Consider the following 14,770-nt stretch of genomic DNA (forward strand, 5'->3'; position numbering starts at 1 on the left):
AGGTTTGAACTTCCTTAATTGTATGATCCCAACTGGACTTGAACCAGCGACCCCTACCCTGTCAAGGTAGTGCTCTCCCAGCTGAGCTATGGAATCGTAATATATGGAGAGACACTTCTCTCTAATTAAGTCTATTATACTGTTTTGTCTAACACTCTTCAACCAATATTTAACAAAAAAATTTTAATATAAGTCCACTAGAATGTAGTTTTCAATCTTGAAAAATGCTCATCTATTCGACTTTGCTTCTATTTCGTTAATTGTATGCATTAAATCTTTCCATCTTAAATCTTTGTCTCTTGGTACATTGCTTAAAAGAATACTACCAACCACAATTGTTAAGAACAAAAGTAAAACACCCACCCCAAACACAAATGTCTGAACTTTATAGTTTTTAACGATTTTAATCATTTTACTTTTCATAGGCCATCACTCCAAAAATTAAATATTAATATTCCTTAACCAAAAATGGTGAAGGTAACTCCCTTTACTATTAATATTTTCCTGTTTGCCTATTATGTAAACAAAAATTCTGAAATCGTTTACGGTTGAGTATTTTGTTGCCTTTGTAAAATGTGCAATCACCACTAAATAATATTAACACTCTTACTATTTCCACAAGATTATTTTAAACTCATTAAATGACATGCTTTTTTCTACAATCTATGTATCTAGAACTAACATCCACACTATATCTTATTTTTGTTAGCTCTTTTTCTTTATCTCTGTATATTCCGAAGTTTTGCTTTTCTCTTGATTTGATTCGATCTTATTTTCCACCGATTTTTTCTTTCTATTTCTTCTTCTAGGGTTTTTATTCACTTCTAGTGCCTTTTTCTCTTGCTCTTTTTGTTCAGCATTCGACTTAAATAACTCTTTTTGTTCAGAGTAAACGGATACGATTGAACCGCCAGCTTGAATCCAACTTCCACTATATTTTAATAGTAATGCTAATTCCTCGTATTCCTTCACTAATGGATTTGTTTCAGTTTCTTCGTCATATTGTTGGAGTACATCAAAAATCACCCCATCTGACAGATCACTAGGCAAGCCTTGTTCACTAGAAATTGATCCATCCTGTTGACTTGGAATCGGTTCGTCTTGTATTTCAATCGGTTCGTAATCTGGTATTCTACCAAAAAGATATTCTATTTCATTCAATATTTCTTCATTAGAAGATTCACTTGATAGTTCTGATATTTTTTCATTATGATGTTCAATTTCATTTGTAAGTTCAACGGTATCATCCTCTGGCAATCTTCCAGTATATTCTTGTACTTCATTGAAAATAATTCCATCTGAAAGGTCACTAGACTCCAGTACAGGCGCACTGCCATGAGATTCTTGAAGTACGTCAAATATGACTCCATCTGATAAATCGCTAGGTTGTTCTACTTGCCCAGTTTCTTCTAAATAGTCTTTTAAATCCTCTATTTCTAGCTCTACCAAACCAGCTAATACTTGTAATGTATTTCCAATCGCTTGTAAAAAGTTCCCCATAAAACCAGATACATCAAAATCCTCTGAACTAACTTCTTCTAGGGCTGCGATTAATCCTCCAAAAGCTTGTTGGGCATTCCCAGTCATATTTAACTTTATCGCTCGATCTGCATCTTTTTCTCCTTCTTCTTTTTCTTCCTCTGCTTCTGCAGCTAATAAACTAAATAATACAGTGACATTACCTGAAGCTTGGATAATTTCACCTGCATCTTCTATTACACTAGGTTCGCCTAAAAAAGCTTCTATTATATTACCAATCGCTTGAAAGGTATTTCCACCGAAATCTAGATGAAAACTTAAATCTTCCCAACTTTTTCGGTTTTCTCCTTTTAATCCTCTCATGGGTGTACTACTAATTGCTGAACTGAGTGTTCCGATTGCATTCACCCATGCCCCAATAACTTCCATAACTTGGCTCATTATAAAACACCAATCCTTGATTAGTCATTTAGGATTAGTATATTCAACTATAACGTTTAAACGTTCCAAATAGGTAATTGTGATTGAGCCCTAATTATATTTATCCAACTTTCTTCTTAAACAATTCTATTTTTGATTTTTCTCCTACTATAAAAATTAAATCCCCACTTTGAAAAACTACGTCTCCAATTTGCGATACCATTGGCTCACCGTCACGGATGATTAGAACAACCGTTATGCCATATTTCATTGAAAAACTCATTTCTCTTAATGTTTTGCCAACCAATTTCGCAGGGATGACCGTTTCAACACCTGCAACGTTCTTTGTAATTTCAATGTATTCGATTATGCCACTCATCGCTTCCATACGTGCTGCTTTATGTCCAGCTTCTTCTTCTGGATAGATTACTAAATCCGCTCCAATACTTTCTAAAATCCCACCAACTTCACGATTATTTGCTTTACAAATAATTCTTTTTACTTTTCTCTCTTTCAATCTATTCGTAATTAAGATAGAGGCTAAAGAATCCGTTCCAATCGCTACAAATACTGCATCAAATTGACTCACATTTAAGTCTTCAAGAATAGACTCTTCACGCAAATCACCAATTACTGCATATTCTGTGTACTCTTCTAATTGCTCTAATGTCTTTTTATCTTTATCACAAACAACAACTTCGTGACCTAATCGATCAAACTCTTTTACAATTCCTCGCCCAAAACGTCCGGCACCTATTACCAAATATTGCTTTGGCATTTATACTCTCCTCCTTACCCAACTGCTAAATCTTTTTCAACATATTTTAATTTCTGATTATCTACACGGAGTACGAAATAAATCAGTGTGAAGATCCCAATTCTTCCGATAAACATTAGTAAGATTAATATTATTTTTGACTCACTATGAATATTTGTTGTAATCCCTAAAGATAATCCGGTATTTGTTATTGCCGAAATGGCCTCTAGTAAAATTAAATCTAACTGAAACGGTTCAAAAATCGAAATCATGATCGTTGCAACGGTGATTAATATGATAAAGCTCATCGCAATAACAAATGCACGGTCAACAACCTCTTTCTTTACACTTGTTCTAAAAATAATTGTATCGTCCTGTGACTTAATGACTGAAAACATTTTTGCGGCTAAAACCGAAACTGTGGTTAACCGAATCCCGCCTGCTGCACTCGATGAAGCTCCACCGATATACATCAGCACTAAAAGGATTAAGATTGCAGGCAATGTTAGTTCTGCAATATCAAGAGGTGCATATCCACCATTTCGACTCGTCACTGATAAAAAAAATGAATTTGTTAGTTGATCAAAAAAATTTAAATGTTTAAACGCGTGGCCTCTTTCTAAAAGCCAAAATACAATTGTTCCAAGAATCATAAACGAAAAATGCAGTCGCATATTAATCCTTGTAAATAATGATTTTTTCTTGTTGTATTTATAGATGTACTCCATAATAGTCGGATATCCTAATCCACCGATAAAAATTAACGCGGCTGTTACAATTAAAACTAAATTATTTTTTTGAAATGAAATTAAACTATTCCCAAATAAATCAAAACCCGTGTTTGTAAAACTTGCAATTGAATGGAAAGCAGTAACTAATAATGTTTCTAATGCAGTATCATATTTCTCTCTAAATTGACTATAAAAAAAGAGTCCACCGATAAATTGAAAAAATAATGATGTATATAAAACTGACAAACTTAATCTTTTTATTGATTTAATGCTACTTTGATTTTGATCCTTTGATACGACTAGTAGATTCGAAATCGTAATTTGAATGCCGAGTATCATAAAACCATAACTAATAAATACAACAATTCCGATTGCCCCAATTTCCATTTGGATCATTAATAGTATTTTTCCCCACACATTAAAGGTTTCAACTAAGTTTACAGTTGTTAACCCAGTTACACTGATCGCACTCGTTGAAACAAATAAACTATCTATATAACTTATATTCGAAATTCGCGTAAATGGAAGATAGTATAAGAATGAAAATATAAATGTAATGATGATATAAGAAATAAATATGTAATGGAGAGGATTTTTGGCTTTTTTCTTCTTCTTTTTCATAGGTAGCTCTTTTTTCTCCTTTATTTTGCTGGATAAAAGTTTATGGAATATTTTTCTAATAGCTATTATCTATTCTACCTATTTTTAGTTAAAAAACAAAAAAACTTTCAAACCATAGGAAAGATTTGAAAGCCTTTTGAAATAATTTTTATATTAATTAGTTGATCTAAGCTGATGAAGAATTATCTGTTTTGACTTGAATTGATGTAACTTCTTTTTGTTGTTGATATAAGTACAAGAATACACTCACAATTACGATTGTGCCTCCAATTAGCTGAAATGATGATAACATTTCGTGAAGAAGGAAAACTGCTAAAATAGATGCACCAACTGGTTCCCCTAGTATACTCATTGATATTGTCGTAGCATTTACGTAATTTAATAAATAGTTATTTATGATATGTGCTAATGAAGGAATAATGGCAGATGCAATAAATATGATCCAATCTTTTGATTGGTAATCAAAGAAATTATCCATCGTTACAATATTATAGATTGTTAAAAATGCTGCTGAAAATGCGAATACCCAGAAACTATACACCCAATGAGATGTATTTTTTACGGTTGTTTGTCCAACCATTAAATAGAGTACTGCAGCAATTACACTTAAAAACGAAAGAATATCACCTTTAAACGCTGACATACTTAAGCCGATATCACCGAATCCTATTAGACATACACCAATAATCGCGATAACCATACATATTTTAGATTGCATAGACGTTCGCTCTTTAAATACAAAGAATCCAAGAATCATTGCTACTAATGGCTGAAGAGCTAATATAATAGTTGAGCTCGCCACTGAAGTGAAAACTAATGAACCATACCATAAAATAAAATGGACAGCTAACATTAATCCACCTAAAGCGAATGATTTATAATGCGATTTTTTTAAAGCTTTTAACTCATTTTTTCGCTTCAATACAAACGGTAGCATCCATATACATGTAAACCAGAGGCGATACATGCTTAAAACAGATGGAGAAGCTTTCGTCCATTTAGCTAATATAGCTGAAGTTGAAATCGCAATAATGGACAAAATTAATAAAGACATCATTGCATTAGGTTGTTTTTTACTCATGTTTCACCTCTTTTCGACTTATTTTTGTAAGCGTTTAATACATTTTACTTTTCTAAATTTTTTGTATGAAGTAACATCTAATTATATCATCCTAGGGAAAAGAAGAGGAGACATTTTATGATTCAAACAAATGGTACTAGAGAAGAACATACACTATATAGTGAACACATTAAAAAAGAAATTACATTTACAATATACTATTCAAGCATGTACACCCCGTTAATAAAACATCACTTATTAATTGCTCAAGATGGACAAGACTATTTTAATTTAGGAAAAGTTCATCGAGTCATTGAAAAATTAACAAAAGAAGGTTCAATTCAACCTACAATCATTGTAGGAATACCATATTCTTCACCAGAGGAGCGCTTTAAGCTATACCACCCTTCTCAAGTGGGACAAAAAAATTATATTCGTTTTTTAGCTGAAGAATTACTTCCATATTTAGATGATCATTTACCTTTACTTGGATTAGCCCATAGCAGAACATTAATCGGCGATTCATTAGGTGGTACTGTTTCATTACAAGCTGCATTTACCTATCCTAATACATTTGGACAAGTCATTATGCAATCCCCATTTGTGAACGATGATGTTCTAGAATTTTTAGAGAATACAAAATTAAATTCAATTCTTTCTATTGTTCAAACTGTTGGAAAACAAGAAGATAATGTTTTTACACCAAGTAAGCAATGGGTTAATTTTGTCAAAGGTGGACTACAATTAAAAGATATTTTATCTAACTTCCCTGTAGAATTACATTATGCAGAATATGAAGGGGACCATACTTGGACAAACTGGGAAAAGCAACTTGAAGAGGTATTAAAAATTAGTTTAGCAAAATAATTCGTGAAACTTAGCGATTTTCAAAAAATTTGGTATAATTAAAATTAGTTATTTTTCTTTCGTTAATTTTTTCAAATTAAAATATAAAGTATTGTAAACAGGAGGTAATTTTTATGAAATGTGGCGTTGTTATTTTCCCATCTAATTTAGTTCAAGATAAGGCTAATGAGTATAGAAAACGTTTTGATCCAGCTTATACGTTAATCTCTCCTCATGTAACAGTAAGAAGTGGATTCGAATTAAGTGAAGATCAACTTCCAAATATTATTTCACAATTAAATGAAATTGCGAGTCAAATTGAACCATTTGAATTGGAAATTAATAAGGTAAGTTCTTTTGCACCAGTTAATAATGTCATTTATTTAAAAGTTACACCTGTTGAAGCATTAAAAGAGCTTCATGAAAAAATGCACACTGGCACTTTCCCAGAAATAAAAGATTATGCATTCGTACCGCATATTACAATTGGTCAGCAATTACAAGATGCTGAATTTGCTGATATTCTAGGCCAGTTACGCATGATTCAATTTAGTTACAATGAAGTAGTAGATAACTTTAAATTAGTTTACCAATTAGAAAACGGTGCTTGGGAAGTGTATGAAACATTTAAATTAGGAGCAAAAAAATGAGCATTCGCACTATAGTAGCAGCAACAGACGCAAGTATACAAGACGCTCTTAAAGTACGAGTAGAAGTTTTTGTAGAGGAACAACAAATTTCAAGAGAATTAGAGTTTGATGGCCTTGACGAAGAATGTATACATTTTGTATCATACGACGGAGAACAACCGATTGCTGCAGGTCGACTTAGATTAATCGAATCGACTGGAAAAGTTCAGCGAATCTGCGTTTTAAGTAGCTATCGAGGAAAAAAAATTGGAAATGAAATTATGTACCTAATTCATAAAACTTCAAAGGAAAAAGGCTTAAATCAATTAGTCCTACATGCACAAGAATCCGCCATTCCTTTTTATGAAAAATTAGGTTATAAAATCTCTTCCGAAATATTTTTTGAAGCTGGCATTCCACATGCAGAAATGAAACTAAAATTAAATTAAACACACTTAAAACTATGATTCAATTGAATCATAGTTTTTTCATTGGGATTTAAAAAACTATACACAAGACTATGTAACAAACAACGGTCTTACTAAAGTATTTAGTTCGATACAGATGAAAAGATACTTTTTTCCCATTAAAATTAACTTTTCGTACACAAATCTTTTTGGTAACATAGATGAGTCTGCTTTAATTTTAAGGGGGAAAATAATGAAAATTGCAAACTATCAAAATCAATCAATCTATTTACCAGAATTCCCTCGATCAAGATATGAGGAAATATATCAAGCCAGTATTCGCGGGGAAGTTAAATGTGTTAATTGCCATCAAAACTTAAGTTTCACTTTAACTATTTATGATATTCCTCATTTTTATCATATAAACAAAGAACAAAATCTAGCATGTATGAATCATAACGTAGAGTTGGAGCAAGAAATTGTTGCTAGATTTGAAAATACTCATTCTACTACCGAAAATACTAACGATCGTATTATTAAACTACCTACTAAGCGATCGATCTCAACTACAGCTACAATTGAAAAAACAGATGAAAATCAATTTATTAACAGACTACCTTTTTACAATATCCCACCATATAAAAAAAATGAAAAAAAGACGGATGAATTTGTGATCAATCAAATTTCATTAGATTCACAACAATGGAACGCTGTTACACATATCGGTTCACCATTACTTGTACTTGCTGGAGCCGGAAGTGGTAAAACACGAGTCATTACAACTCGAGCAATGCATTTAATGAATAGCGGTATACTTCCTCATGAAATGATGCTCGTAACATTCACGTCAAAAGCATCTGCTGAAATGAAAGAAAGAATGAAAGGTCTAGGTTACCCTATTCAACAGATGGAAATTGGTACCTTTCATAGTATTTTCTATAAAATGCTTTTACGATATGATCGTGCAAAATGGGATTCAAGTCGATTAATTAAATCAGATTTTCAAAAGGAGATCATGTTAAAGCAAATTGGTCGACGACTTGAAATTGATGAAAAGTCATTTGCATACGACCAAGCTATTCAACAAATCGGCTTATGGAAGAACTCTTGTGTTTATCCTCATGAAATTAGAACAAAAGATGCCTGGGAAGAACAGGTCGCTTCTCTTTATGAAGGCTATGAATCATTAAAAAAGCAAAATGGGCAATTTGATTTTGACGATATGTTACTCGGTTGCTTTGAAATGTTAAATGAAAATAATGAATTACTTTTACATTATCAAAACCGATTTAAATGTTTATTAGTCGATGAGTTCCAAGATATTAATAAAATCCAATTCAATATTCTAAAAATCCTTTTTCAACATACAGAAAATATTACGGCTGTTGGTGATGATGACCAGTCAATTTACGCATTTAGAGGAAGTGACCCCAGGTTTATCTTAGACTTTAAAGAGCATTTCCAAGGATCTACAATTTATCATTTAAGTGAAAACTATCGTTCCACCCACGGGATAGTATCATTGGCAAACGAAGTCATTAAGCCTAATAAAAACCGTTTTGAAAAATCAATGCATGCTCAATATGACTACGATCAAGTACCTTCTTTCTTCTTTCCATACGATGAAGAAGAAGAAGCAACGATGATTATTAATGATATGAAAGAAAAAATTAATAACGGTGCAAATCCAGGACAATTTGCAATTTTATATCGCACTAATACTGCATCAAGGGCTGTTTTTGAGCGATTAATTGGAACAAGCCTACCATTTACAATCGATCAAGATGGCGACTCATTTTATGATCGACCTATTATTCGTAAAATGATCTCGTTCTTACTATTAATAGGAGATGAGGACCATCAAGCAGCATTGAAAGAAATATTACCTGTCTTTTTCTTAAAACAACAAGCATTTCAAGATGCAAAAATGAATAGTGTTTTGCAAAATCTATCTTTCTTAGAAGCATTCACCACTATTAAAAGTGCAGCACCATTTCAAATTAAAAAAATTGAAAACCTGATAAAGATTTTACGTTATTTAAAACACGCATCACCTTTAGAAGCAATTGAGCGAATTGAAGAAAGTCCAGCATTTATGGACTATATTAAAAAGCGTGGAAATGAGTCTAATAAAATCGAACGACCATCTGATGATTTGAGAGATTTAAAGGTTGTAAGCAAAAATTTCAAATCAATTAGAGAGTTTATTGAACACGCATTTCATATTTCTGCTAAATTTAAAGAATATAAGCAGAAAAAAAATCAGTCATCACAATGTAATATTTCGCTTTTAACAGCTCACCGTTCAAAGGGATTAGAGTATGATTATGTCTATATTCTAGGTGTTGTAGACGGAGGATTCCCTCATGATTATGCTTTAGAATCTTTAAAAAATGGTAACTTAGATCAACTAGAAGAAGAACGTCGCCTTCTTTATGTGGCATGTACAAGAGCTAGAAAGCTATTATACTTATCAATTCTTCAAAAAAGAAGAGGCAAAAAAGCTAATTCTTCAAGACTAATTCGACGCTTTATTAATAAGAAATGAGATTGAACTAACTAATTTTAAATATTGGACAAAAATAAAGGTGAGCAAATATGCTCACCTTTTTATAATTTATCGTCTAGTTGTTCTACTGCCACAGCCACAACCTGATTTTTTCACATAGCCGGCCGGAGCGCCTTGATAATATGGATTATAGTTCGCTTGATTCATTTGTTGCTGCATTTGTTGTTGTTGCATTTGATACTGCTGTTGTTGTTGGAGTTGTTGCCATTGAAAAGGAGTCATTTGACCCTGACCTTGATTATACATATCTTCCCTCCTAAATAAATCTATTCACATTAGTATATGAAAGGAATTTTCAATCGTTCTACCTAAAATTACGAATTCAGTCTATTCACAATCGTTTCTATTACGCCAGCTGCCCCTGCAATAGCTAACAAAATGATGATGAACTCTCCCACATGTGGAAAGAACACATATATTAATATTAAAAACGCTGTACACCAAATTCCGCTACACCAAGTACAACTTAATAACTCACCAAAAAAGTATTGGATTCCACTTCCTTTAATCTTTGTATAAGTAACAGGCATCCCATTCTCTTCAAGCGTTATTTCATCAATAAAAGGTCTTCTTAGAAAAGCTGTTATTTTATCGTGAACAACTAAACGAGTCAATCGAAAGCTTGCCAAAATTAAGATAAATAGCAACAACCAACTTATATCCATGTTAAGTATGGGGACAAGGGATATGGATGCAAGGGGTAAATAACCTCACTTCCTTACCCTACATTTATGCTCCTTTAATCCCTTCCAACCCTTCTCCTCCCCTTTTCTTTTTTACTCTCCCTATTCCCCTATTACAGATCTAAGCTCTTCTTTGTCTTTCCTGCTTTAACTGTACTATTTGCACCTAAGCCCATTTATCTAAAAAAGCAAAAATCTTCAGTAACCGTTTTTCGCCTGCTTAATATCATAGTAATGTAATATCCATCTAAAGTGATAAGGAGTGAAAATGATGAGTTGCAAAGACAACCACGACAAAAAAAGAAACCATTGTGTATGTGACGTTGTAAAATTCATAAACGATCTACAAGATTGCGCAACAAACACTTGCCCAACAGGTTGTGACGTTCCATTCTTAGGTGCTAACCCTAATGTACCACTTGCAAATACTCGCCCTTTCCTATTGTATTTAGCGAACGGTGAATTATTTAGAGTACCAGCGTTTAATCATAATAATATGATGCAAATGATGGCACAAAATCGTGATGGCAATGGCAATGACAATCAAAATAACAACAAAAACGGTCAAATGAACAATTGCCAAGATACAGTTGTTTTCCGTGTTGAAAGTGTAGATGAAGATTGTTGTGCAGTGTTAAGAGCATTAGTCCCTGTTAAAACTGGTGACGGCAAAGACAACAACAAAAATAACAACCAAAACACTTTCTGTGAACTAGTAGACGGTGACATGTTTGTTGCTTCAAACACTTGTGTAACTGTTGACTTAGATTGCTTCTGTGCAATCCAATGCTTACGTGACGTACACGTTACAAATCTGTAAGTTTAATGTAAACTAAAAAACTATGGGTGGTAGATCATGTATCTACCACCTTTTTAACGCCTTAAATACCTACCATTTGAATACTTACAATACTTTGAATATCCAATTGGACGTCATTAATTTTTGAAGAAACCTTAATTGAAACCTTCCCTTCGTTGTAACCCATAATATAGCCAATATATAAATCTTTATCTGTTCGAATTCGGCACTCAACTTTTGGAATATAATGAGGCTTATTTATCATAAATAATACTTTTTCTTCATTCGTCATAGCTTTAAATGGTTTTTTCATCCAAGTATTGTCTGCTTCGACTTGTTCTTCTTCTTCTTGTTGTTCTTCTTGTTCATCTAAATTCACAACATCTTCAAATTCTTCTAATTCATCTAGTTCTTCTAGTTCTTCTAGTTCTTCAACTTCTACGTATTTAGAAGCTACATATTCTTTGTCCTTTTGTTTTTGATCCTGATTATTTACTTTGACCACATATGAGTGTTGTACATTCAACTTGGCTTCTTGAAAATCTGGCTGCGCAATATATAATAATGGCTTTACACCCTCTTTAGACTCTTTTCGTGCCATTGTTGTTCCTCCCTCGTAAGTGTGCTCTCATAAATTATATGAACGGACAATATTTATCATGTTACTTTTTTCTCAATCAAGTAACCTACAAATTTAATGGAAATACGAAATAATTGCCTATCAACACTTGACTAATTTTATACATATTCATATAAATTGGACAAATATCCTAGTACAAACAATTGACAGGGCACATATAATTACATTGTAACCGCACAGAAAAAACAAGGAGCGATGAAAAAGTGAATAAAGAGTTATTCTCAGTATTCGTAGGTAAAGGAGTTAGAATTGGTCGAGGAGGTCATGAATCTAAAGAAGGTTTATTACTTGGTGCATATGGAACACATATTGCTCTTTTTACAGAGGCTGAAGGTGTAATTTACTACCCATATACTCATATTAAAAGCGTAACTTCATTTGCTAAAGGTAAATTATCTTATGATGAAATGTACAATACGATTGAATTATTACCAAATGAGAGTTTTGTAGACTTATTAAATTCTCAAGTTAGACAATGGGTAAAAATTAATCGCGGTGGCCACGACAAAGTTGAAGGCATTCTTCTTGATGCAAACCATGATTATGTAGAAATTTCTTTTAACGATGAACTAGTGTATCTTGCTACTTATCATGTAAAAAGTGTAAGTTTCGGAGAAAAATTTGAAGTTTACGAAAGAAGTAATACGACAAGCCAAACATTAAGAAGAAGAAAATAATGTTTAGAAAGGTCGTTTTATGAAATAAAACGACCCTTTTTTTATAAAACTTTGACCCTCGATGCCATTCTAATTATGTTAACCCATTATAAAGTAATTTGAAACTATACTTAATTTTGAGTGGTAATCTATAAATCATTGGAAGTATGCTGTTATGAACTAACTGATCCAACTATAAAATTTAATAATCTTTTTTCATTCATATAAGACAGGCACTATCTACCTTGCCAACCTTTAAATGAAATGATTGATTTTATTTAGACAAACTATCTTCCTAATCGATATGCCCATATTAATAAAAATTGAAAATCCTTTTTCAGAAATAAACATGTCTGAATAATAATGATTTATCTTTTTAAGAAAGGAGAAAATCATGGCAAGTTTCAAAAATTTTCTCAACAAACAAGTTACAATTGAAATATCCGGTAACAGTAATGTTGATGGAATCTTAATTGAAGTTGGAAATGATTTATTAGTTGTTTTCAATGGTGAAAATTTCCTTTATATTCCACTACTTCATATTCATAACCTTAGTGAAATTACACTCGAAGAATCCTTTGGTATGGTTCCTTCCCTCCAAGAATTAGAACACGAAAAAGATGAGTTATCTTTACGTAAAGTATTAACTGCTGCCAAAGGGATTTTTGTAGAAATTAGTCTATCAAATAATCGTTCTTTTCATGGCTTTATTACAACCATCATGAATAATTATTTTGTATTCTATTCACCGATTTATAAAATCATGTATATATCCCTCCAGCATTTAAAGTGGTTAACCCCTTATCTCACAGAAAAAACCCCTTATATGTTAAGTAATAATTTATTACCTGTTAATCCTTCTAATATCCCTCTAGCGCGCACGTTAGACGTTCAATTAAATAAGTTGATTGGTGAATTAGTCGTAATGAACAGTGGAGAAAATTACGAATATATAGGTAAGTTGAGTTCTATTGACTCAAATTTCATAGAGTTGACTACATCTAGAGGAGAAAGTAAATTAGTAGGTCTTCGTCACTTAAAATCAATTTTTATTCCGTAAGAATTAATAAAATTAAAATGCCACATTTACAATAAAAAAGTGCCTATTTATGATAAAAGAAGGCACTTTTTTTATTTGATATGTCAGGATGATTTCCCTAACAGAATGTTTACCCATATAAAGAAGAACGCTTATTTCCACTTAATTCTGTTTTCCCTATAGACCGTTTTATATTTTAATACTCTGTACTTACTCATGAACCTTTTGTGAGTTGTTTTTTTCATCTTCTCGCTGTTTTAATTACTCATGAACCCCTTATGATTATCTATTTTTCGTCTTCTGGCTGTTTTAATTACTCATGAACCTTATTTAAAGTATGTTTACTTAAAAACACGAAAAAAAAATAGAAGCCATTTAGACTTCTATTATTTTTACTCTTCTTATCCCATTATATGGTATCCTGAATCAACATGAATGTTTTCTCCAGTAATACCTCTTGCTAAGTCACTAAATAAGAATAAAGCAGAATCTCCTACTTCTTCTTGTGTTACGTTTCTACGTAACGGTGCTTTTTCTTCGATCTCTTTTAAGATTGTATTAAAGTCGCCTACTCCTTTTGCAGAAAGCGTACGGATTGGTCCTGCAGAGATTGAGTTAACGCGAATATTGTATCTCCCTAAATCGTTCGCTAAATAGCGTACAGAAGCTTCTAGAGCTGCTTTAGATACACCCATTAGGTTATAGTTTTGCATCACACGCTCCCCACCTAAGTAAGTTAGCGTAACAATGCTTCCGCCTTCAACCATTAATGGTTTTGCTTCACGAGCTACACCTACTAAAGAGTAAGCACTAATGTTTTGTGATAATAAGTACCCATCACGGCTTGTGTCTACAAAATCACCTTTTAGATCCTCTTTATTTGCAAAAGCGATACAGTGTGCTACACCATGAATTGTGCCAACTTGCTCTTTAATTGATGCAAAGCATTTTGCTAAATCTTCATCACTAGTTACATCACATTGAACTAAAAAATTGTTAGGATTTTCTAGTGAGTCAGCTAATTCACGAACACCTTTTTCTAATCTTTCATTTGCGTATGTAAAAATTAAATTTGCTCCCGCGCTATGTAATGATTGTGCAATACCCCAAGCGATACTACGGAAGTTTGCAACACCCATAACAACAAAAGTTTTTCCTTGCAATGAAATCATATCATTCATCTCCTTTATTATTAGTTATTAGTACTAGATACTAAAATAGTAGCACAAATACGATGAATTGAAAATAGTAAAGTTATATATAGCTTTATCCACATAAAGAAAACTCGTCGACTGACGAGCCTTTTAGGCGAAGTCAGAGGCGTAGTTGCACTTATACTTTATTCCTAGAATTGGCTAGCACGTCGTGTACTATTCTTAGCTGCCAATTTATATTTTAAAGTGAAAAATATAAATATAATAGTTTATTTAAAAA

General features: G+C 32.4%; 16 protein-coding genes and 1 tRNA gene. 7 read left to right on the forward strand and 10 right to left on the reverse strand.

The window, feature by feature from the left end; translation table 11 throughout:
- Nucleotides 1-23: 23 nt before the first annotated feature.
- The 6 genes from COI44_RS09435 to COI44_RS09460 form a co-directional block, all read right to left on the reverse strand.
- Nucleotides 24-96: transfer RNA gene (locus tag COI44_RS09435), tRNA-Val, on the reverse strand.
- A gap of 132 nt (nt 97-228) precedes the next feature.
- Nucleotides 229-423 (reverse strand): hypothetical protein, encoded by a 195-nt coding sequence (locus COI44_RS09440; RefSeq protein ID WP_098427702.1) that lies wholly within the window; start codon nt 421-423, stop codon nt 229-231.
- A 282-nt stretch (nt 424-705) separates the two neighbouring features.
- Nucleotides 706-1,920 (reverse strand): DUF6944 family repetitive protein, encoded by a 1,215-nt coding sequence (locus COI44_RS09445; RefSeq protein WP_098427703.1) that lies wholly within the window; start codon nt 1,918-1,920, stop codon nt 706-708.
- Between the two features lie 100 nt (nt 1,921-2,020).
- Nucleotides 2,021-2,677 (reverse strand): potassium channel family protein, encoded by a 657-nt coding sequence (locus COI44_RS09450; RefSeq protein WP_098427704.1) that lies wholly within the window; start codon nt 2,675-2,677, stop codon nt 2,021-2,023.
- 14 nt (nt 2,678-2,691) lie between these two features.
- Nucleotides 2,692-4,008 (reverse strand): TrkH family potassium uptake protein, encoded by a 1,317-nt coding sequence (locus COI44_RS09455; RefSeq protein ID WP_353616012.1) that lies wholly within the window; start codon nt 4,006-4,008, stop codon nt 2,692-2,694.
- Nucleotides 4,009-4,174: 166 nt separating this feature from the next.
- Nucleotides 4,175-5,089 (reverse strand): DMT family transporter, encoded by a 915-nt coding sequence (locus tag COI44_RS09460; protein WP_098427706.1) that lies wholly within the window; start codon nt 5,087-5,089, stop codon nt 4,175-4,177.
- Between the two features lie 117 nt (nt 5,090-5,206).
- Here COI44_RS09460 and COI44_RS09465 point away from each other — a divergent pair, with 117 nt between their 5' ends.
- The 4 genes from COI44_RS09465 (at nt 5,207) to COI44_RS09480 (ending at nt 9,498) form a co-directional block, all read left to right on the forward strand.
- Complete coding sequence (locus COI44_RS09465) at nt 5,207-5,935, forward strand: alpha/beta hydrolase (RefSeq protein WP_098427707.1); 729 nt, start codon at nt 5,207-5,209, stop codon at nt 5,933-5,935.
- A gap of 113 nt (nt 5,936-6,048) precedes the next feature.
- On the forward strand, nt 6,049-6,564 hold the full coding sequence (locus COI44_RS09470; RefSeq protein ID WP_098427708.1) for a YjcG family protein: 516 nt from the start codon (nt 6,049-6,051) through the stop codon (nt 6,562-6,564).
- Complete coding sequence (locus tag COI44_RS09475; RefSeq protein ID WP_098427709.1) at nt 6,561-6,992, forward strand: GNAT family N-acetyltransferase; 432 nt, start codon at nt 6,561-6,563, stop codon at nt 6,990-6,992. Before COI44_RS09470 ends, COI44_RS09475 begins: the two co-directional genes overlap by 4 nt.
- A gap of 211 nt (nt 6,993-7,203) precedes the next feature.
- Complete coding sequence (locus COI44_RS09480) at nt 7,204-9,498, forward strand: ATP-dependent helicase (protein ID WP_179887063.1); 2,295 nt, start codon at nt 7,204-7,206, stop codon at nt 9,496-9,498.
- A gap of 69 nt (nt 9,499-9,567) precedes the next feature.
- Here COI44_RS09480 and COI44_RS09485 read toward each other — a convergent pair whose 3' ends face one another.
- Entirely contained in the window at nt 9,568-9,765 is a 198-nt protein-coding gene (locus COI44_RS09485; protein WP_069033002.1) for a hypothetical protein, read from the reverse strand.
- 68 nt (nt 9,766-9,833) lie between these two features.
- Nucleotides 9,834-10,184, reverse strand: a complete 351-nt coding sequence (locus COI44_RS09490; protein WP_098427711.1) for a DUF1360 domain-containing protein — start codon at nt 10,182-10,184, stop codon at nt 9,834-9,836.
- A gap of 289 nt (nt 10,185-10,473) precedes the next feature.
- On the opposite strand from COI44_RS09490, the gene COI44_RS09495 reads away from it, so the two are divergent.
- Nucleotides 10,474-11,022, forward strand: a complete 549-nt coding sequence (locus COI44_RS09495; RefSeq protein ID WP_098427712.1) for a CotY/CotZ family spore coat protein — start codon at nt 10,474-10,476, stop codon at nt 11,020-11,022.
- A gap of 61 nt (nt 11,023-11,083) precedes the next feature.
- Here the strand turns inward: COI44_RS09495 and COI44_RS09500 are convergent, their stop codons facing one another.
- On the reverse strand, nt 11,084-11,602 hold the full coding sequence (locus COI44_RS09500; RefSeq protein WP_098427713.1) for a CotO family spore coat protein: 519 nt from the start codon (nt 11,600-11,602) through the stop codon (nt 11,084-11,086).
- Between the two features lie 242 nt (nt 11,603-11,844).
- Here COI44_RS09500 and COI44_RS09505 point away from each other — a divergent pair, with 242 nt between their 5' ends.
- Complete coding sequence (locus COI44_RS09505; RefSeq protein WP_098427714.1) at nt 11,845-12,318, forward strand: spore coat protein; 474 nt, start codon at nt 11,845-11,847, stop codon at nt 12,316-12,318.
- A 373-nt stretch (nt 12,319-12,691) separates the two neighbouring features.
- Nucleotides 12,692-13,357 (forward strand): DUF2642 domain-containing protein, encoded by a 666-nt coding sequence (locus COI44_RS09510; protein WP_098427715.1) that lies wholly within the window; start codon nt 12,692-12,694, stop codon nt 13,355-13,357.
- 380 nt (nt 13,358-13,737) lie between these two features.
- Here the strand turns inward: COI44_RS09510 and fabI are convergent, their stop codons facing one another.
- A complete protein-coding gene (fabI, locus tag COI44_RS09515; RefSeq protein ID WP_098427716.1) occupies nt 13,738-14,508 on the reverse strand; it encodes an enoyl-ACP reductase FabI in 771 nt (256 codons plus the stop codon).
- Nucleotides 14,509-14,770 lie beyond the last annotated feature (262 nt).

Source organism: Bacillus sp. AFS088145 (assembly GCF_002564465.1).
Classification (GTDB): domain Bacteria; phylum Bacillota; class Bacilli; order Bacillales; family Bacillaceae_G; genus Gottfriedia.

Coding starts and splice junctions, on each gene's coding strand:
- COI44_RS09440 (WP_098427702.1), bottom strand. CDS start 423: ATGAAAAGTAAAATGATTAAAATCGTTAAAAACTATAAAGTTCAGACA.
- COI44_RS09445 (WP_098427703.1), bottom strand. CDS start 1,920: ATGAGCCAAGTTATGGAAGTTATTGGGGCATGGGTGAATGCAATCGGA.
- COI44_RS09450 (WP_098427704.1), bottom strand. CDS start 2,677: ATGCCAAAGCAATATTTGGTAATAGGTGCCGGACGTTTTGGGCGAGGA.
- COI44_RS09455 (WP_353616012.1), bottom strand. CDS start 4,008: ATGAAAAAGAAGAAGAAAAAAGCCAAAAATCCTCTCCATTACATATTT.
- COI44_RS09460 (WP_098427706.1), bottom strand. CDS start 5,089: ATGAGTAAAAAACAACCTAATGCAATGATGTCTTTATTAATTTTGTCC.
- COI44_RS09465 (WP_098427707.1), top strand. CDS start 5,207: ATGATTCAAACAAATGGTACTAGAGAAGAACATACACTATATAGTGAA.
- COI44_RS09470 (WP_098427708.1), top strand. CDS start 6,049: ATGAAATGTGGCGTTGTTATTTTCCCATCTAATTTAGTTCAAGATAAG.
- COI44_RS09475 (WP_098427709.1), top strand. CDS start 6,561: ATGAGCATTCGCACTATAGTAGCAGCAACAGACGCAAGTATACAAGAC.
- COI44_RS09480 (WP_179887063.1), top strand. CDS start 7,204: ATGAAAATTGCAAACTATCAAAATCAATCAATCTATTTACCAGAATTC.
- COI44_RS09485 (WP_069033002.1), bottom strand. CDS start 9,765: ATGTATAATCAAGGTCAGGGTCAAATGACTCCTTTTCAATGGCAACAA.
- COI44_RS09490 (WP_098427711.1), bottom strand. CDS start 10,184: ATGGATATAAGTTGGTTGTTGCTATTTATCTTAATTTTGGCAAGCTTT.
- COI44_RS09495 (WP_098427712.1), top strand. CDS start 10,474: ATGAGTTGCAAAGACAACCACGACAAAAAAAGAAACCATTGTGTATGT.
- COI44_RS09500 (WP_098427713.1), bottom strand. CDS start 11,602: ATGGCACGAAAAGAGTCTAAAGAGGGTGTAAAGCCATTATTATATATT.
- COI44_RS09510 (WP_098427715.1), top strand. CDS start 12,692: ATGGCAAGTTTCAAAAATTTTCTCAACAAACAAGTTACAATTGAAATA.
- fabI (WP_098427716.1), bottom strand. CDS start 14,508: ATGATTTCATTGCAAGGAAAAACTTTTGTTGTTATGGGTGTTGCAAAC.